Annotated in this window: 14 protein-coding genes; 6 read left to right on the top strand and 8 right to left on the bottom strand. The window is 66.6% G+C overall.

What is annotated here, in order from left to right:
* The 4 genes from BLR19_RS14875 to BLR19_RS10210 form a co-directional block, all read left to right on the top strand.
* A partial coding sequence (locus BLR19_RS14875; RefSeq protein WP_218119382.1) for a hypothetical protein occupies positions 1–319 on the top strand: 319 nt, incomplete at its 5' end.
* Positions 320–581: 262 nt separating this feature from the next.
* Positions 582–1,361 (top strand): fimbrial biogenesis chaperone, encoded by a 780-nt coding sequence (locus BLR19_RS10220; RefSeq protein WP_143007364.1) that lies wholly within the window; start codon positions 582–584, stop codon positions 1,359–1,361.
* Between the two features lie 92 nt (positions 1,362–1,453).
* Positions 1,454–4,060 carry a fimbria/pilus outer membrane usher protein gene (locus BLR19_RS10215; protein WP_218119381.1) on the top strand — a complete coding sequence of 869 codons (2,607 nt, stop codon included), beginning with the start codon at positions 1,454–1,456 and terminating at the stop codon, positions 4,058–4,060.
* Positions 4,061–4,087: 27 nt separating this feature from the next.
* A complete protein-coding gene (locus BLR19_RS10210) occupies positions 4,088–4,999 on the top strand; it encodes a hypothetical protein (RefSeq protein ID WP_143007363.1) in 912 nt (303 codons plus the stop codon).
* A gap of 78 nt (positions 5,000–5,077) precedes the next feature.
* Here BLR19_RS10210 and BLR19_RS10205 read toward each other — a convergent pair whose 3' ends face one another.
* The 4 genes from BLR19_RS10205 to BLR19_RS10190 form a co-directional block, all read right to left on the bottom strand.
* Positions 5,078–5,500 carry a hypothetical protein gene (locus tag BLR19_RS10205; protein WP_055753852.1) on the bottom strand — a complete coding sequence of 141 codons (423 nt, stop codon included), beginning with the start codon at positions 5,498–5,500 and terminating at the stop codon, positions 5,078–5,080.
* A gap of 188 nt (positions 5,501–5,688) precedes the next feature.
* Positions 5,689–6,684: a bile acid:sodium symporter family protein gene (locus BLR19_RS10200; RefSeq protein WP_091750350.1), complete on the bottom strand. Its 996-nt coding sequence runs from the start codon at positions 6,682–6,684 to the stop codon at positions 5,689–5,691.
* Positions 6,685–6,752: 68 nt separating this feature from the next.
* Positions 6,753–8,708 (bottom strand): acetate--CoA ligase, encoded by a 1,956-nt coding sequence (acs, locus tag BLR19_RS10195; protein ID WP_091750500.1) that lies wholly within the window; start codon positions 8,706–8,708, stop codon positions 6,753–6,755.
* Between the two features lie 4 nt (positions 8,709–8,712).
* Entirely contained in the window at positions 8,713–10,065 is a 1,353-nt protein-coding gene (locus tag BLR19_RS10190) for a DcaP family trimeric outer membrane transporter (RefSeq protein WP_091750347.1), read from the bottom strand.
* Between the two features lie 161 nt (positions 10,066–10,226).
* On the opposite strand from BLR19_RS10190, the gene BLR19_RS10185 reads away from it, so the two are divergent.
* Entirely contained in the window at positions 10,227–10,835 is a 609-nt protein-coding gene (locus BLR19_RS10185) for a response regulator transcription factor (RefSeq protein ID WP_091750344.1), read from the top strand.
* 11 nt (positions 10,836–10,846) lie between these two features.
* On the opposite strand, the gene BLR19_RS10180 is transcribed toward BLR19_RS10185, so the two are convergent.
* From BLR19_RS10180 to folE, 4 genes are all read right to left on the bottom strand, one after another.
* A complete protein-coding gene (locus BLR19_RS10180; RefSeq protein ID WP_091750341.1) occupies positions 10,847–14,212 on the bottom strand; it encodes a hybrid sensor histidine kinase/response regulator in 3,366 nt (1,121 codons plus the stop codon).
* A gap of 90 nt (positions 14,213–14,302) precedes the next feature.
* Positions 14,303–15,976: an MFS transporter gene (locus BLR19_RS10175; protein ID WP_017505637.1), complete on the bottom strand. Its 1,674-nt coding sequence runs from the start codon at positions 15,974–15,976 to the stop codon at positions 14,303–14,305.
* Between the two features lie 125 nt (positions 15,977–16,101).
* On the bottom strand, positions 16,102–17,259 hold the full coding sequence (locus BLR19_RS10170) for an acyltransferase family protein (protein WP_091750497.1): 1,158 nt from the start codon (positions 17,257–17,259) through the stop codon (positions 16,102–16,104).
* Between the two features lie 63 nt (positions 17,260–17,322).
* Positions 17,323–17,907 carry a GTP cyclohydrolase I FolE gene (gene folE, locus BLR19_RS10165; RefSeq protein ID WP_055806832.1) on the bottom strand — a complete coding sequence of 195 codons (585 nt, stop codon included), beginning with the start codon at positions 17,905–17,907 and terminating at the stop codon, positions 17,323–17,325.
* 128 nt (positions 17,908–18,035) lie between these two features.
* Here folE and BLR19_RS14870 point away from each other — a divergent pair, with 128 nt between their 5' ends.
* Complete coding sequence (locus BLR19_RS14870; protein WP_176758326.1) at positions 18,036–18,188, top strand: hypothetical protein; 153 nt, start codon at positions 18,036–18,038, stop codon at positions 18,186–18,188.
* Positions 18,189–18,200: the final 12 nt, after the last annotated feature.

The following is an 18,200-nucleotide window of genomic DNA, read 5'->3' as shown; positions in this document are numbered from 1 at the left end:
CTCGAACACCGTCACCGTGTCCAAGAACGACATCCGCGGCCTGGTGAACAACTCGGGCGCCGGTTACGACTCCAACGTCTTCCAGGCCAACCTGCCTTACTCGGTCACCGGCACCTACACCGCCGGCGCCGTCGGCTCCACGGCCGCCGCGACCAACGGCAACTACATCAACCTGGCCGCCAACGCCAACTCCACCAGCGCCAGCCACGGCGCCTGGAAGTCGGCCATGGCCCTGAACGTGAACATCCCCGTTCCGTCCAAGTCGCTGCTCGCCGGCGCCTATGAAGGCCAGCTGACCGTCAACATCCAAGCCTTCTGATCTTCAGAACGACTTGAGAAACGGCGACAGGGGGGTCTGCATGTCCCCCCTGTTTGCGTTTCAGTCACCATTGTTACGCCATGCTTAAGTGAAGCTGGCGCGACGCTTGCAGCAGCCTGGGCGCGGCGGCTCGCGACGGGAATCTCAAGCCGGCGTCAGATCGGTCTTCGGGGGAAGTAACACAATGTCTTCATTGTTCAGCGTTTGCAGGGGCCGGTCTGTCGCCTTGGCGATCAGCGTGTTTGCTGTTGCGCTCGTGATCATGGCTGTCGCCGGTGCCGCATGGGCCATGCGCGTGTCGCCGATGGTGTCCGAACTGACCACGACCGGCGCCGGATCGGCCGCCCGGATCGAGGTCGGCAATGTCGGATCCGTCGCCTTGCCGTTCGAGACGCGCATCACGCGCATGGATATCGACGCCAACGGCAATGTGACCGAGACGGACGCCGACGACGACTTCCTGGTCTTCCCGCCCCAAGGGCTGGTGCCCGTCAATGGTCGTCAGGTGGTTCGGGTCCAGTGGGTCGGTGATCCCAAGATCGAGACGTCGCACGCCTACTACCTTTGGGTCCGCCAGTTGCCGGTCGCCACCGACCCCACCGCCACGCCCGAGAGCGGCGGCGCGGTGTCGGTCCAGGTCCTCTATACGATGAAGGCGCTGATCGTCGTGGCGCCGCCCGGCGCCGAGCCGAAGGTCGAGGTCGTCTCGGTGACGCCCGCCTTGGTCAGCCCGCCGGCGCCGGAGATCGATCCCACCCTCACGAATGGTCAGGCCGCGCCGCCGCCGCCTGCGGAACCCGGTATCGAGATCGTCGTGTCCAACACCGGCAAACGCTATGCCTTGATGAGCGGCGCTACCTGGATCGTTGAAGGCACCGATACCGCCGGCCAGCCTTTCCGCCGCGAATACGACAGCGGTGAGATCTCCAAGACCGTCGGCGTCGGCTACCTGGCGCCCGGCGGCGGCAAGAGAACCTTTAAACTGCCCACCGGCACGGCGCTGGATCCGGCCAAGCCCGTCACGTTGAAGTTCGGACGATGAGAGCGCTGGGGGGCGTCTCGGTTCTCGCACTGGCCTGGGGGCTGGCGTGCGTTCCGGAATCATCGGCGTTGGCCGCCATTAGGGCGGCTAGCGTGGCCTACGAACAGGCGGCGCAGGAAGCCACGGCGGCTCTGAATCGAGCCAGTCTGGCGGCCGGCGAAGCCGCCGCCTCTGGCGCTCAAGCCATGCAGGCGGCGGCCTCGCCCGCGCCCGCCCCAACGATGGCCGGGGCTGCGCCTGAGACGCCGGCTCCGGTCGAGCAAACGCCGCCGACTGCATCTGCGCCTGCCGCGCCGCGCGAACGTCGCGACATCAACCCCTACGATCGCGACATCCCGATGACGGTGCCGCTGAACTTCAACAGTCGCGTGCTGGGTGAACTCCCGGTCGTCTTGACGCGCGACGACCGCTTCATCGTCGATACGGCGGGCTTCAAGACGCTGATCGATCCGCTGCTGACCCCTGAAGCCCAGACCGAGCTCGCGACGCGGCTGCAAGGCGTCACGTCGTTTGCGCCCGAAGAGATCAACGACACCGGCATTCAGCTGGACTATGACCCGGAACAGCTGGCCGTTTTGGTCCTGCGCATTGATCCGACCAAGCGCACAGTCGAGTCGCTGTTTCGCGGCGGCAAGCCCGAAACGCCGGGCCTGCCGCCCGAACCTTTCAGCGCCTATCTGAACAGCAACGTCTCGATCCAGCGGCGGGAATCGACAGGCGATGTCAGCAAGCCCAGCGTCTTCTTGAACGGCGCCATCCGCTACAAGCGCCTGGTGTTCGAAGCCGACGTTCAGGGCCGCGAGGATCTGTTCACCGGCGAATACAATGTCGAGCGTCGCTACGCCCGGTTCGTCTTCGATCAGCCCGAAGACTATCGCCGCTGGTATCTCGGCGATCTGGAACCGGAAATCCGCGGTCGTCAGGGCTTCTCGCAGCTCGGCGGCGTCGGCGTGTCGCGTCAGCGTCAGCGCTTCGACTCTTTCCGCAACAATGTCCTGGCCGGCGGCCGTCAACTGGTGCTTCAGGAAGCCTCGACGATCCGTGTGCTGAGAAACGGCGTCTTCGTACGCGAGTTTCGCCTTGATCCCGGCCAGTACGACCTGACGAACCTGCCGCTGGAAACCGGCTCCAACGACATCCAGCTGGAAATCCAAAACGACTCGGGCCGCGCCGAAACCGTCGCCTACAGCGCCTATCTGGACGCTATCGAACTTGAACCGGGCGACTACGAATACGGCGCCTATTTCGGCGCGATCAACAACGGCATCTTCGGATCGCCCGACTATTCCGGAGGCGAACTGGCCTTCACCGGCTTCTGGCGCAAGGCGTTCGAGAACCGACCTGCTGTGGGAATCGGCTTCCAGGCGTCGCAGGACGCCCAGACCTTGTCGGGCCAAAGCCAATTGATCCTGCGCAACGGCGCGCGCGTTCGCCTGGACGCCGCCGCCAGCAACGGCGATCCCGGCGTCGGTTACGCGTTTGCGCTGGGCTACGATCACGTCGTCGATCTGGGCGAGACCTTCGATAGCTGGACCGTCGTCGCCGACTTCACGTCAGAAGACTTCTCCTCCATCGGCAATCCGACCGGCCAGAACCCGACGTCATGGGTATTCTCCGGCGGCTATTCGCACCAGTTCTCGCAGGACTGGCTGGCGAACGTCAGCGCTTCCTATCGGATGAGCCGCAGCGATCTGATCGACGATTCCTATTCGATCAACGCGACCTCCACCTACCGGTTCGCGCCGGAATGGAGCGCGCAGGTCGGGTTGGAATATTCCGACTTCGGCGCCAGCTTCGGCGGCCTCCAGTCCGGCGGCTTCGGGGCAACCTTCGCCCTGATCTGGCAGCCGCGATACGATCGTCGTGTCGAAGGTCGCTATAACTCGGCCCGCAACAGCGGCAGCGTGCGCGCGCAACAGTCCAGTGAGAACCGCGTCGGTTCCTTCGGCTATTCGCTGGCCTCCACCTATGACGATGGTCCAGCGACCGTTTCGGGCCAGGTCGATTATGTCGGCAACCGCTTCGACGCCAGCCTGAGCCATACGGCGTTCGGGCGGGACTTCTCGAATATCACCCAAGAGCAGATCACAAACCTGCGCTTCGGATCGTCGATCTCGACCACCGGTGGCAAGGTCGCTGTGGGCCGCAACATCTACGACAGCTTCGCCATCGTCTATCCGCACAAGAGCATCGACGATCACCCCGTCATCGTCGGCGACAGCTTCGAAGGCGGTCGCTACACGGGCCGTAGCGGCCTGCTGGGCGGCGCGGTGGCCAATAATCTGACGGCCTATGTGAACCAGTCGGTGCGTTATGACGTGCTCGACGCGCCCTTGGGCTACAACATCGGCGACGGCATCGCGCGCGTCCGCCCGACCTACAAGAGCGGCTACGCCATCCAGGTCGGCAGCGCCAAGTTCGTCAGCGCGCTGGGTCGTCTGGTCGGCAACCAAAACCGTCCTGTGTCGCTGATCTCGGGTCGTGTGACGCCCCTTGATGATGCGAACGCACAGCCCGAACTGTTCTTCACCAACTCGGTTGGACGGTTTGCGGTTCAGAACCTGGAGCCGGGCAAGCGCTATCGCGTCGAACTGTTCTCGACGCCGGCGCTTGGGTTCGAGTTTACGGTTCCCGCGGACAACGAAGGTCTGCTCGATCTCGAGACCATTACCGTTCCGCTCGACGTGCCCGAAGCCTGAGCCCAAGACTTAGCCGAGGAGGCTGAAATGTCCCGTAATCGTACATCCGCCCTGCTCCTGGCCGCTGCTGCTGCGACGGCGACCTTGATGGCGGCCGCGCCCAGCCAGGCTGCGCCGGGTTGCCAACTGGTGATCGAATCCGGCGCCGATCAATGGATGATGCGCTACGAGCCGTTCGATCAGGACGTGGCCATGCAGGAATTCGATGTCGCCGTGGTGAACCAGGGCGACGGACCCTGCACCGCCGTCAGCCGAGTCGAACTGCGCGGCGAGCAGTTCGGTCTGGTCAACGAAGCCGGCGCCCAGCGCATGGCCTACGCCCTGGTCGACGAGCGTGGCGGCGCGGATGTCACGCCGCGCGCGGGCCAGAGCGCGCGCCGCATCGGGGTGCGGCCGCTCAACCTAGCGGCCGGCGAGCGTGGTTTGATGCGCTTCTCCTTTACCGCCGCCCCGGCTGAGACCCTGTCGGCGGGTCTCTATTCCCAGAACGCCTTCATCAATCTGGAAACACCGGACGGCCGACCGCTGGCGGAAAAGCCCGTCACGCTTAGCCTCCAGGTGCCGTCAGCCGCCGTCATGGGTCTGAAGGGCGAGTTTCGTCGCAACGGCGGCACGCCGACGATCGACCTGGGGGAACTGACTCAAGGCGTTCGGCAGCTGCGCACGACCCTCTATGTTCTGAGCACGGCCGGATACAGCGTGTCGGTGGCCTCGCAGAACCAGGGCCGCCTGCGTCAGGGCGCAAGCGAATGGTATGTGCCCTATGGTCTGGTGCTGGGCGATCGCGAAATGGACCTGTCGCGCGGCGGTCGGGTCGATGTGGTGTCGCGTCGCGCGCGGCTGGACGACTATCCGCTGACGATCAGCGTCGGCAGCACGACCGGAAAGCGCGCCGGCGATTATTCCGACATCCTGACCTTTACGGTCGCCGCGCTTTAAGCGCCGGCGCCAAACAAAAAGAGGCGGGGACGTCGCGCGTCCCCGCCTCTTTTCAATTGAGATGCATGTCGCCGTCGATCAGATCGGCTGGATCGTCAGGGCCAGGATCAAAGGCTGTTCCAGTTCGACTTCGTCGAAGCGATAGGACACCGAACGGATCGTCGCGATGCTGGAGCGGCGCAGGGTCTGCATGCCGGACTTGTCCAGATCGAACGTCCGGTCGCCATAGAACATCACTGCTTTTTCGGTCAGCGACAACGGGCGATACTGGGCCGAGACGGTGAAGCCGCCGGGGCTGTTGCAGGCCTCGACCACCTCTCCAGAGCGACCGGCGGCGGCTAGGACCGGCGAGGTGGGCTTGACCCAGCACGCGACAGGCACGGTGGCGCGAAGGCGATAGGTGCCGCCTGCGGTCGGCCCGGCGAAGGCGGGAGCGGCGGCGGCGACCAGGCCGAGCCCGAGCGTGGCGGCGGCGAGAGCGCGAAGGATACCTTGGGTCATCTGCGGTTCCGATCTGCACATTGCAGAGGAACACTAGAACGCCGCCCGTTAAGGTCACGCGAGCGAACACACCTAACGCGGCTTAACCTTGATCGCCGACGTTAATGCGTCGGAAGGCATGATAATGTGTACAGGAATACTAAAGCGGACCCGGCCTAATCACTGATTGAGCTCAAGTCGCGCCGGACCTATGCGGTCTGTTCGAGGACTGCCACCGCTTCATTCTCACGCGCATAGCGCTGGGCGATGATGCTGCAGGCGAACAACTGGATCTGGTGGAACAGCATGATCGGCAGGACGATCAGGGGCACGGCGTGACCGGCGAACAGGATGCCGGCCATGGGGATGCCGGTGGCCATGCTCTTCTTGGAGCCGCAGAACAGGATGACGATCCGGTCGGGGCGGTCGAACTTCAGCGCTCGCCCGGCGAATAGGGTCAGGGCCAGGACGATGGCCAGCAGGGCGATGTTCAGGCCGATGACCTTGGCCAAATCCAGCGGCGCGACCTGGGACCAGACGCCGGCGACGACGCCCTCGCTGAAGGCGGCGTAGACGATCAGCAGGATGGAGCCGCGGTCGACCAGGCCGGTCAGTTTGGCGTGGCGGGTCAGCCAGTCCTTCAGCAGCGGGCGGCACAGCTGGCCCACGGCGAAGGGGGCCAGGATCTGCAGACCGATGTCGAGGATGGACTGCAGATGGATGCCGCCATTGGCGCCGCCGATCAGCAGGGCGACCAGCAGCGGCGTCACGATCACGCCCAGCAGGTTCGACAGGCTGGCGCTGGTCAGGGCGCCCGCGACATTGCCGCCGGCGATGGAGGTGAAGGCGATGGACGACTGCACCGTGGACGGCAGCAGGCACAGATAAAGCATCCCGGTCAGCAGATCGGGCTGAAGCGATCCTCGCATCAGAAAGACCAGGCCCAGCCCCAGCAGCGGAAACAGCAGGAAGGTCGACAGGAAGACCGTGCCCTGAAGCCGCCAGTGCAGCAGGCCCGCGCCGATGGCCGCCGGCGACATTCGCGCGCCATACAGAAAGAACAGCAGGGCGATGGCGGCCTTGACCACCCCGTCCATGACGACGGCCGCCTGTCCGCTGGCGGGGAACAGGGCCGCCAGGATCACCATGCCGATCAGGGCCAGCAGATAGCCGTCGATCGGCAGGCGGGATAGGAAACGAGGCATGGACGGCTCAGGCTGCGGCGGGGTGACGCACAGATAGGCGCATCAGCCCCCGCATTGAACCCGCGTCTTCAGGCCCCGGCGCGGTTCTTGACCAGATCGTCCACGACCGACGGGTCGGCCAGGGTCGAGGTGTCGCCCAGTGAGCCGATCTCGTTCTCGGCGATCTTGCGCAGGATGCGGCGCATGATCTTGCCCGACCGGGTCTTGGGCAGGCCCGGCGCCCACTGGATCACGTCGGGGGCGGCTATAGGGCCGATCTCGTGTCGAACGTGGGCGACCAGCGCCTTTCTCAGATCCTCGGTCGCCTCGGCCCCATTGTTCAGGGTGACATAGGCGTAGATGCCCTGGCCCTTGATGTCGTGCGGATAGCCGACGACCGCCGCCTCTGCGACATCGTCGTGCAGGACCAGCGCGCTCTCGACCTCGGCCGTGCCCATCCGGTGGCCCGAGACATTGATGACGTCGTCCACCCGGCCGGTGATCCAGTAGTAGCCGTCCTCGTCCCGGCGGCAGCCGTCGCCGGTGAAGTAGCGGCCGGGATAGGTCGAGAAATAGGTGTCGAAGAAGCGCTGGTCGTCGCCATAGACGGTACGCATCTGGCCCGGCCAGCTGTCGGTGATGCACAGATTGCCGGAAACGGCGCCCTCCAGGGGCTGGCCCTCGGCGTCCACGATCTGAAGCTCGACGCCGGGCAGGGGCAGGGTCGCCGAGCCGGGTTTCAGGTCGGTGGCGCCGGGAAGGGGCGTGATCAGATGGCCGCCCGTCTCGGTCTGCCACCAGGTGTCCACGATGGGGCAACGGCCGTCGCCGACCACCTCGTGATACCAGCGCCAGGCCTCCGGGTTGATCGGTTCGCCAACGGTTCCCAGCAGACGCAGCGAGGCGCGCGAAGAGGCCTTCACCGGCGCATCGCCTTCCCGCATCAGGGCGCGCAGGGCCGTGGGGGCGGTGTAGAAGATCTCGACCTTGTGCTTGTCCACCACCTGCCAGAAGCGGCCGGCGTCGGGATAGTTGGGGACGCCCTCGAACATCAGGGTCGTCGCCGCATTCGCAAGCGGCCCATAGACCATGTAGGAGTGGCCCGTGACCCAGCCCACGTCGGCGGTGCACCAGAAGACCTCGCCGGGGCGATAGTCGAAGACGATCTCGTGCGTCCAGGCGGCCCAGAACAGATAGCCGCCCGTGGTGTGCAGCACGCCCTTCGGCTTACCGGTCGAGCCGGAGGTATAGAGGATGAACAGCGGATCCTCGGCGTTCATCGGCTCGGGCGGGCAGTCGGCGTCGGCCTTGGCGGCCTCCAGCCCATAGTCGAAGTCGCGGCCCTCGATCATCGGCACGTCGGCGCCGGTGCGGCGGATGACTAGGACGGTGTCGACCTTCACCTTCGTCAGGGCCTCGTCGACATTGGCCTTCAACGGAATGTGCTTGCCACCGCGCAGACCTTCGTCGGCGGTGATGACCAGGTTGGAACCGCAGTCCTCGATCCGGCCGCACAGGCTGTCGGGCGAGAAGCCGCCGAAGACGACCGAATGCACCGCACCGATCCGCGCGCAGGCCAGCATGGCGTAGGCGGCCTCGGGGATCATGGGCAGATACAGGGTGATCCGGTCGCCCTTCTTGGCCCCATGCGCCTTCAGCACATTGGCCATGAGGCACACCTCGGCGTGCAGTTCGCCGAAGGTGATATGGCGGCTGTTGGCGGGATCGTCGCCTTCCCAGATGATCGCCGTCTCGTCCTTGCGATGGGGCAGGTGACGGTCGATGCAGTTCGCCGAGACGTTCAGGACGCCGTCCTCGAACCAGCGGATGCGGAAATCTTCCTTGTTGAAGGAGACGTCCTTGATCCGGGTCGGCGGGGTGATCCAGTCCAGACGCTTTGCCTGTTCGGCCCAGAAGGCGTCCGGCGTCTCGCGCGCGGCGATCCGCGCCGCCTCATACGTTTCCCGGTCCATATGGGCCTTGGCGGCCCAGTCGGCGGGGACGGGATAGAGGGCGGGATCAGGCACGCGAGACGTCTCCGGCATCAAATCAGAATCCGTATTTGGCGAACAGGATCAGACGGGTCATGTCGCCGCTGGCGCCGGTCTCGATCTCGCGGTCTGCGAACATCAGCTCGGCCCCGACATCAAACGCCGTAACCGGCGACCAGATCAAGTTGGCGTGGAGGCTCTGGGCCGAACGGTTGGCGGCCAGGCCTGTAAAGCCGGTGTCGTTGTCCACCTTCTGCGCCGACCAGATCAGGCTGGAACGCCAGCCGGGCGCCCAGACGTGACGATAGGCGGCGAAGCCGGCGACGACGCCGATCGCATCCAGATCGCCCGAGCCGTTCAGCACCGCGTCGTTGGAGAAGTTCAGGCCGACATAGCGGCCGATGCCCTCGCCGCCCGTCACCATCAGGCGCAGATCGTCCTTGGCGCCGACCTTGATCTTGGTCGAGGCGGACAGACCCCAACCCGTCGCGGTGGAATCGATGTTCGTCGCGGGGTTCTGGTATTTCAGCTGACGCAGCAGACCGGCGATCTGGACGTCGCCCCAAGGCTTGGACACCGCATAGCGGGCGGTGAAGTCCGGCAGGCTGTTGTCGTCGGCGACGATGCGCGCGCCGCCGCCGTACGGGGTTACGGTCGTCTCGGGGTTCTCGACCGAGACCGAGAAGGGACCGCGCGTATAGCGGACCTGGACCTGACGGGCGAAGACCGTGCCCTCCGCCGCGCCGATGAAGTCGGCGGATTCAGGCAGGACGGCGGTGTTCTGGAAGTTGGTCCACTCCTGCCCGATCAGCCAGTTGTCGATGGTGATGAAGGCGCGACGCAGGGCCGGGTTGGCCGGGCTGGTGGTGCGCTGGTCGCCGGCACCGGGCAGGGTCTGGAAGTCCATCTCCATCCGGGTGCCGATCTTGTGGCCGCCGATCATGCCGTCGGTGGTCAGCCAGAACCGGGTCTGGCGGGCGTTGAAGTCGGTCGCCGTATCCTCATCGGTCCCGCCGATGGGGATGGAGCCGGGAATATGGAATTCACGCAGCGCGTCGCCATTGACCGGATCGCCGCCGGAATAGCGAGTGGCGTAGGCGTCCACCTTGACGAAGCCGCCGAACTTGACCGTGTGGTCGCCGATGCGGAAGCCGTCGCCGGGTGCGGCGGGCGCCGCCGCTTGCTGAACCGGGGCGGGCGCAGCCGGGCGGGTCTCCAGGCGGATGATGTCCTGCTGTTGCGCCGCCTGCTGGGTTCGCGCGGCGACGACCTCGGACTTCAGGGCGTTCAACTGGGCTTCGAGCTGAGCGATGCGCGCCTCGAGCGCGGCCTGGTCCTGGGCCGAGGCCAGGCTGGGCGTCGCCATCAGCGCAACGGCGGCGGCTCCCGCCATCAGGCTTGTCTTGATCATGATGAACCTCCCGCGCCCGTCTCGCGCGGGCGTCCCTTTGACGACCTTTCCGCCTCCGGCCTCGGGGAGCCATTGGCCATTGGTCTAATTTCGACCAAAGTCGAACCGCGCCATGATGGCGACGACGCGGCCGGTCAGACGCCGCGCACGGAAGGAAGCCCATGGATCGCATCGTCGTCGCCGACGACCATCCCCTGTTTCGCGCCGCCCTGCGCTCGGCCGTCGACAAGGCGGCGCCGGGCGCGGAGGTGGTGGAATGCGCCAGCCTGGCCGAGGCCAAGGCGGCGATGGTTGCGGGCGCCGTCGATCTGTTGCTGCTGGATCTGAAGCTGTCGGACAGCGAGGGGATGGCGGGCCTCGCCGCCGTGCGGGCCGAACAGCCGGCCGTGCCGGTGGCGGTGGTCTCGGCCAGCGAGGACGCGCCGGTGGTGCGTCACGCCCTGGGTCTGGGCGCCGCCGGCTTTATTCCCAAGTCTTCGTCCCTGCCGCAGATGGTCGAGGCGATCGCCGCCATTCTCGCCGGCGACAGCTGGGCGCCGGATGTGCCCGAGGCCGACGACGATCTGGCCGGCCGCGTGGCCAGCCTGACGCCGTCGCAGCTGCGGATTCTCGAAGGGCTGAAGGCCGGCCGGCTGAACAAGCAGATCGCTTTCGACCTGGGCGTCTCCGAAGCCACCATCAAGGCGCATCTGACCAGCGTGTTTCGAAAGCTGGGCGTTCACAACCGGACCCAGGCGGTGATCCTGGCCAAGTCGTTGGACCCGGCTTAACCCGCCAGCTCCTAGCTCGACAGGAAGGCCTTCAGCGCCGCCGGCTTGATCGGCTTGGGCAGAAGGACGGCGCCGGCCGCCGTGGCCTGTTCGTTCAGCCCGTCGCGGGTGTCGGCGGTGACCAGGGCGATGCGGCGCACGCCCTGGGGCCTCAGCCAGTCGATGACGGCGAACCCTTCGGGCCCATCGCCCAGATGCAGATCGACCACGGCGGCGTCGAACGGCCCTTGCGCCGTCTTGGCCGCCTCGACGCTGGCGACCAGCGTCGGCCGCGCGCCCCAGCGGGTGAGCAGGGCGTTCAGCGCGTCCAGAATCACCGGCTCATTGTCCACGCACAGCACGCGCAGACCCGCCAGCGGCAGGCGCGCCTCGCGCACCGGCGGCGCCTCGGCGGGCAGGTCGGCCGCGCTGCGCGGCACGGTGATGCGGAAGGTCGTGCCGCGCCCCACACGGGAACTCAGCTCCAGCGGGTGATCGAGCAGGCTGGACAGGCGGCGCACGATGGCCAGGCCCAGGCCTGCGCCCGGTTCGTCGACAGCGCCCGGCAGACGCACGAACTCGCCAAAGACGGTTTCGTGTTCGGTGTCGGGAATGCCGCGTCCGGTGTCGCAGACGAACAGCTGCACCGTCTCGCCCCGCCGACGCGCCCCGACCAACACCCGGCCGACATCCGTATACCGGATGGCGTTGGCCACCAGATTCTGCAGCATGGAGCGCAGCAGATCACGGTCGGACGCGACCCACAGGCGGCTGGACATCACGGTCAGATCCAAACCCTTGGCCTCGGCCACGGGCGCGAACTCGCGGCGTAGTTCGTCGAACAGGCCGCCCAGCGACAGCCGCGCGACATTGGTCCGCACGCCGCCGGCCTCCAGCTTGGACAGGTTCAGCAGGGCGGTCAGTAGACGGTGGGCGCTGTCGATGGCGCGGTCCGCGTTGACGGCCAAGGTGCGGCTGGTCGCGTCTTCCAGCGCCGGCTCCTCCTTCAAGGCGGCGATGAACAGCCGTGCGGCGTGCAGCGGTTGCAGCAGGTCGTGGCTGGCGGCGGCCAGGAACCGGGTTTTGGAGGCCGTGGCGTCCTCGGCCACGCGCCGGGCCTCGTCCAGTCGGGCGGTGCGGTCCGCCACGCGCGCCTCCAGCCGTTCGTTGGCCTCCTCCAGCTCGCGCGCGGCTTGGCGCAGGGCGGTGATGTCTGTGTAGCTGGTCGCGTAGCCGCCGCCCGGGATCGGCGCGCCTGAGGAGCGCAGCACCCGGCCGTCGGGCTGCTGGCGTTCGTGGTCGTGGGGAATGCGGCGGCTCAGCGCCTCCAGCCGTCGCTCGACCCAGGCCTCGATGTCGTCCGGGCTCTCGCCGCGCTCGGCGTTCAGGCGATAGATGACGGCGATGGGCAAGCCGACGTGGACGAAGCCGGCCGGCAGGTCGAACATGGCCACGTAGCGCCGGTTCCAGGCGGTGACGCGCAGATCTTCGTCCACCACGATGACGCCCTGGTCGATATTGTCGAGCGTGGTCTGCAGCAGGTCGCGGTTGAACTGGACGGCCTGGGACGCCTCGTCCAGCATCCGCACCACGTCCTCGGGCGCGCGCCCGACGCCTGCCAGCGCCGCCGCGATGACCCGCCGGGCCGAGGCCGCCCCGATGGCGCCGGCCAGCATCCGCTCGGCGGCGCGCGCCAGGGCCGCATCGGCCGGATCGGCGTCGCGCAGCTTTGTGTCGGTCTCATCGCCCCAGGCGGTGAAGGCGCGCTCGGCCCGTTCGTCGCCGATGAAGCGGGCGACCAAGGCGCGCAGATCGCCGACCGAGGCGCCCGACGGCGCGGGCCGGGCCTCCATCCAGTCCGGTCCCAGCCGATCCACGAAGGCGCGGGCCTGAACCCGGTCGATCAGGCGGGGCTGAGCAAACCGCGACACGCCGACATAGGCCGCCAGGTTCAGCGCCAGGCTGACGAAGACGCCGAGCGCCAACGGATCCTTGACCCCCAGCATGACGTGCAGGTGCCAGGGCGCGCCGGGCGACAGCTGGGGCATGGCCAGCATGACGATCCAGACGCCCATGCCGACCGTCATGCCCGCCAGCGCCCCCTGCGCATGGCCGCCGCGCCAAAGGACCGCGCCGAACAGGGCCGGCGCCAGCTGGGCCATCGCCGCGAAGGATACCAGCCCCATGGCCGCCAGGCCGCGCGACTGGTCCGTCGCCTGATAATAGAGCCAAGCCAGCAGCAGGACCGCGACGATGGCCCCCCGCCGGACCTGAAGGATGGTCCCAGCCATGTCGGAGGCGTCGCCGCGCACCCGCCAACGCTCGCGCGCCAAAAACGGCAGGATCAGACTGTTGGACACCATGGCCGACAGGGCGACGGCCTCGACGATGACCATGGCGGTGGCGGCAGAGAAGCCGCCGACGAAGACCACGGCGGTCAGCAGGGTCTCGCCGCGCTGGAACGGCAGGGCCAGCACCAGCAGGTCCGGGTTGACCGACGGCGCGAACAAGGCGCCGGCCGCCACCAGCGGCAGCACCGCCAGACTGGTCAGCAGCAGATAGAGCGGAAAGATCCACCGTGCGCGCTTCACGTCCGACGGCTGACCGCCTTCGACGAAGGCGACGTGGAACTGTCGCGGCAGGCAGAAGATGGCCAGGGTCGACAGCAGGGTGATGGCGGTGAAGCGCGGCGTGACCTCGGGCGGCGCGGCCAGGGCGCCAAGACCCTCGATGATGCGCGGGGGCGAGCCTTCGTTCAGCAGCAGGACCAGGGCGAAGACGGCGACGAACAGCAGCGCGCCCAGCTTGACCATCGACTCCAGACCGATGGCCTGGATCAGGCCGCGATTGTGCTCGGTCAGATCGGGACGACGAGCGCCGAACAGAATGGCGAAAAAGGCCAGAACCCCGGCCAGCACTAGGACCGTCAGACCCTCCGACCCCGCGACCGGCGTGCCGGCGGTCAGCAGGGCGCCGGCCATCGACAGCGACTTCAGCTGCAGCGCGATATAGGGCAGCGACCCAAGGATGGCGACGACGGTGACGGCGGCGCCCAAGGTCTGGCTCTTGCCGTAACGCGAGGCGACGAAGTCGGCCATGGAGCCCACGTTCTCGCGCCGGGCGGCCGCCGCGATCCGGCGCCACAGCGGAAACAGCAGCGTCAGGCCGATCACCGGGCCGATGTAGATGGGCAGATACTCCCACCCGTCGCGCGCCGCCGTGCCGACGGCGCCATAGTAGGTCCATGAGGTGCAGTAGATGGCCAAGGACAGGGCGTAGACCGACGGCCCCAGCCCCTTGCCGCGCGCGCGCGCCGACGGCCGTTCCTGAGACCAGGCGACGGCGAACAGCACCGCCATATAGGCGGCGACCAGGCCGAGGATCGTCAGGCTGAACATCGGGACATCTGAACCGGGCCCGGGGTGTTTCACAAGCGAAAGGCGGGCCGTCCTGCGACGACCCGCCCTTCATTCCGCCTGAAAGCAGGATCAGGCGTTCAGATCGACGTCCTTGCCTTCCTTGACCAGCAGGAAGCCCAGAACGACCGTCCCCAGGGCCACCACGATCGGGTACCAGAGGCCGGAGTAGATGTTGCCCGTCGCCGCCACGATGGCGAAGGCGGTGGTCGGCAGGAAGCCGCCGAACCAGCCGTTGCCGATGTGATAGGGCAGGGACATGGAGGTGTAGCGGATGTTGGTCGGGAACATCTCGACTAGGGCCGCCGCGATCGGTCCGTAGACCATGGTCACATAGAAGCCGAGGATGAACAGGATCAGCACCACCATCGGCTTGTTGACCAAGGCGCTGTCGGCCTTGGCCGGATAGCCGGCGGCGGTCAGGGCCTCGCCCAGGCTCTTGTCCCAGGTCTTCTTCTGGGCGGCGAAATCGGCCGGGGCCATGGCGTCGCCCCGGAAGCTGGGGATGACGACCTGATCGCCGATGCGGACCTCGGCGACCGTGCCCGCCGGCGCCGCGACGTTGGTGTAGGTCACGCCCGCCTTGGCCAGATAGGATTTGGCCACGTCGCAGGAGTGGTTGAACACCGTCTTGCCTACCGGATCGAACTGCAGATTACAGTCGGCCGGATCGGCATAGACCGTGACGGGCGCCGAGGCGGCGGCGGCGGCCAGTTTCGGATTGGCGGCCTGGGTCAGGGCGTTGAACAGCGGGAAATAGGTCAGGGCCGCGATCAGGCAGCCGGCCAGGATGATCGGCTTGCGCCCCACCTTATCCGACAGCCAACCCCAGAAGATGAAGAAGGGCGAGGCGGCCAGGAGCGCGATGGTCAGCAGCACATAGACCAGGGTGGCGTCGACCTTCATGACCCGTTCCAGGAAGAACAGGGCGTAGAACTGACCGGTGTACCAGATGACGGCCTGACCGGCGGTGAGGCCAAGAAGGGCGATCAGCACCAGCTTCAGGTTGGGCCATTTGCCAAAGCTGTCCTTCAGCGGGGTCTTGGAGCCCTTGCCCTCGGCCTTCATCCGCTTGAACGACGGGCTTTCGGCCAGCTTCAGGCGGATCCACAGGGAAACGCCCAAGAGCAGGATCGAGACCAGGAACGGAATACGCCAGCCCCAGGCGGCGAAGGCTTCCTCGCCCAGCGTGTAGCGAACGCTCAGGATCACCACGAGGCTCAGCACCAGGCCGGCGGTCGCGGTGATCTGGATGAAGGAGGTGTAGTAGCCGCGTTTGCCCTGCGGAGCATGCTCGGCGACGTAGGTAGCGGCGCCGCCGTATTCACCGCCCAGGGCCAGGCCCTGGATCAGGCGCATCAGCACCAGGATAATGGGCGCGGCGATGCCGATGACCGCATAGGGCGGCAACAGGCCGACGACGAAGGTCGATAGGCCCATCAGCAACATGGTGACGAGGAAGGTGTTCTTGCGTCCCCACAGGTCGCCCAGCCGCCCGAAGACGATGGCGCCGAACGGCCGCACGGCAAAGCCGGCGGCGAAGGCCATCAGGGCGAAGATATAGCCGGTGGTTTCGTTGACGCCCGAGAAGAACTGGACGGTGATGATCGCCGCCAGAGAGCCGTAGAGATAGAAGTCGTACCACTCGATGACGGTGCCGACCGATGAGGCGAGGATGACCAGGCGATCGCTGCGATCGACGGTGTGCTCCTCTCCTCCGGACGCAAGGGGTGCGTCGGTTGCCATGATCCATTTCCTCCCGTGTCGCCGTTATCGGCCGTTCTGCACATCCTTCAGGATGCGTGGACGCCGACATTGACCGAGAGCGGGGCGGGTGGAGAGAGCGACTTTGGTCGAGGATCGTTGGTCGATCAGCCGTCGATGGAGATGACCGGGCCGAGCTTGGGTTGCGCCTTGCCGCGACGGGCGCTGCGACGCTTCAGCCAGGCGCGGATGCGGGTCTGGATTGGATTGTCGATCGCGAAGTGGAAGGCGAAGGCGAAGGCGACCGCCGCCATGACGCCCAGGCCCCACAGGCCCCATTGAACGAAGAGGGGCAAGGCGACGCGCGCCTCGACCGCATTGACCACGCCGAACCAGACGATGCGGACCACCTCGTTGGAGATGAACATGGAGAAGGAGACCATGGCGGCGGTCTCGACCCACTTCGAGGGCTTGGTCACAGGCACGGCGCCGGCGGCCAGGATGATGATCGAGATCAGCGTCAGGGCGACAAGGGCGTGCTTGTCGTGAAGCTGAAGCGCGAAGAAGCCGACGGCGGCCAGCACCCCGGCCCAGCCGGCCAGGCGCGGGGCGATCCAGACCTTCTGGGCGAACCAGGCCAGGCACATGCCCAGGAAGAACAGCGGCAGGGCGCGGATGATGCCGTAGCGCATGGGCATCTGATAGACGGGATAGCCGAGGAACGACCAGCACAGCTGGTTGGCGATCAGATATACGCCGACGCCGACGGCCAGGGCCGACCAAGGACCCAGACGCATCAGGCCGCGAATGATCCAGGGGAAGGCCATGTAGCAGCCGATCAGGGCCGAGATCGACCAGGTCGGGGCGTTCCAGCCCAGGCCGCCATGCACGCCATAGGACTGCAGCAACAGCAGCTGGGCCGGCAGCTGATCCCAGGCGAACCATTCGGGATTGCGGGGCGGCGAGCCGGCGGCGGTGGCCAACAGCACGAAGCCGACCAGCGACAAACCCATGATCAGGTGGGCGGGGACGACCCGCAGGAACCGCTTCAGGAAGAAGTCGTCGGGCGACATCCGACCCTTGTCCACCGCCGCGCCATAGACGCGCATCAGCACATAGCCGCTGTCGATCAGGAAGAAGTTGGTCAGCAGGAAGCCGCCGCGTTCGAAGATCGGATTGATCAGATGGGCGAGCGGCTCTGGCCCTGCGGCCTGGAAGTGATGAAGGATGATCAGGAAGGCCACGATGAAACGCAGCGCGTCCAGCCAGCCGCCGCGGGCGATCTGAACTGTCTCATTGCGGGTCGAAATCAGGGACCAGGGCATCGTCAGCGCCTCCTTTGATCCCTTCACCGCAAGCGTCGGGCCAGTTCGCCTGTCAGGCGAAGATCAGCCCCGCACCAGACGCAGAAACTCCTCGCGGGTGCGGGGGTCGTCGCGGACGACGCCGATCAGGTGGCTGGTCGACAGGCTGGCGCCGGGCGCATTGACGCCGCGCAGGGTCATGCAGCTGTGTTCGGCCTCGATCACCACGCCGACGCCGTGCGGCTTCAGCACGGTCTGGATGGCCTCGGCGATCTCGGAGGTCATCTTCTCCTGGATCTGAAGGCGGCGGGCGAAGCCGCGCACGACACGGGCCAGTTTGGAGATGCCGACGACGCGGTCCGTCGGCAGATAGGCGACGTGCGCCTTGCCCACGACCGGCAGCATATGGTGCTCGCAGAAGCTGACGAAGCGGATGTCCTTCAGCACGACCAGCTGGTCGTAGCCGCCCGTCTCCTCGAAGGTCTTCTCCAGATAGGAGAGCGGATCGACCTCATAGCCCTGAAAAAGCTCGCGATAGCTCTTGGCGACGCGGGCGGGGGTTTCCAGCAGACCTTCGCGGTCCGGGTTGTCGCCGGCCCATTCGATCAGGGTGCGGACGGCGGCTTCGGCGTCGGCCTGGGAGACTTTGGAGGCGGGGGCGTCGGTCATGGCGGCCTAGATAGCGGAGCATTTGAGGGAATGGGAGGCGAAGATCGGCCCCATTACGAGGCAGGCGCGCGTTCAGACGGCGAAGTCGGAAAAAGAGGGTCTAATTCGTCTAACTCGTCTGAAATCGAATGGATGGCGCTCCCCAAGGCGAAGGCGGGAAGGTCGGCATCGAAGCGGCGCCGTTCAAGGCCGAACGCGACATTTTTCGTGGTCAGGTCTGGACGAAGACGCGTCTGGTTAGCGGCCTGTTAACCATCCTGTCGGCATTTTCTGCCCAGTAGTTGCTGGAGTGG

This window comes from Brevundimonas sp. 374 (assembly GCF_900102995.1).
Taxonomy (GTDB): Bacteria; Pseudomonadota; Alphaproteobacteria; order Caulobacterales; family Caulobacteraceae; genus Brevundimonas; species Brevundimonas vesicularis_C.
The sequence above is the reverse complement of the archived record's forward strand: the minus strand, read 5'-3'. Positions and strand labels throughout refer to the sequence as shown.

Bases quoted from the DNA above. Each gene is read 5' to 3' on its own strand.
- BLR19_RS10185 (WP_091750344.1), top strand. From the start codon at position 10,227: ATGGATCGCATCGTCGTCGCCGACGACCATCCCCTGTTTCGCGCCGCC.
- acs (WP_091750500.1), bottom strand. From the start codon at position 8,708: ATGCCGGAGACGTCTCGCGTGCCTGATCCCGCCCTCTATCCCGTCCCC.
- BLR19_RS10205 (WP_055753852.1), bottom strand. From the start codon at position 5,500: ATGACCCAAGGTATCCTTCGCGCTCTCGCCGCCGCCACGCTCGGGCTC.
- BLR19_RS10175 (WP_017505637.1), bottom strand. From the start codon at position 15,976: ATGGCAACCGACGCACCCCTTGCGTCCGGAGGAGAGGAGCACACCGTC.
- BLR19_RS10190 (WP_091750347.1), bottom strand. From the start codon at position 10,065: ATGATCAAGACAAGCCTGATGGCGGGAGCCGCCGCCGTTGCGCTGATG.
- BLR19_RS10210 (WP_143007363.1), top strand. From the start codon at position 4,088: ATGTCCCGTAATCGTACATCCGCCCTGCTCCTGGCCGCTGCTGCTGCG.
- BLR19_RS14870 (WP_176758326.1), top strand. From the start codon at position 18,036: ATGGATGGCGCTCCCCAAGGCGAAGGCGGGAAGGTCGGCATCGAAGCG.
- BLR19_RS10180 (WP_091750341.1), bottom strand. From the start codon at position 14,212: ATGTTCAGCCTGACGATCCTCGGCCTGGTCGCCGCCTATATGGCGGTG.
- folE (WP_055806832.1), bottom strand. From the start codon at position 17,907: ATGACCGACGCCCCCGCCTCCAAAGTCTCCCAGGCCGACGCCGAAGCC.
- BLR19_RS10200 (WP_091750350.1), bottom strand. From the start codon at position 6,684: ATGCCTCGTTTCCTATCCCGCCTGCCGATCGACGGCTATCTGCTGGCC.
- BLR19_RS10220 (WP_143007364.1), top strand. From the start codon at position 582: ATGGCTGTCGCCGGTGCCGCATGGGCCATGCGCGTGTCGCCGATGGTG.
- BLR19_RS10170 (WP_091750497.1), bottom strand. From the start codon at position 17,259: ATGCCCTGGTCCCTGATTTCGACCCGCAATGAGACAGTTCAGATCGCC.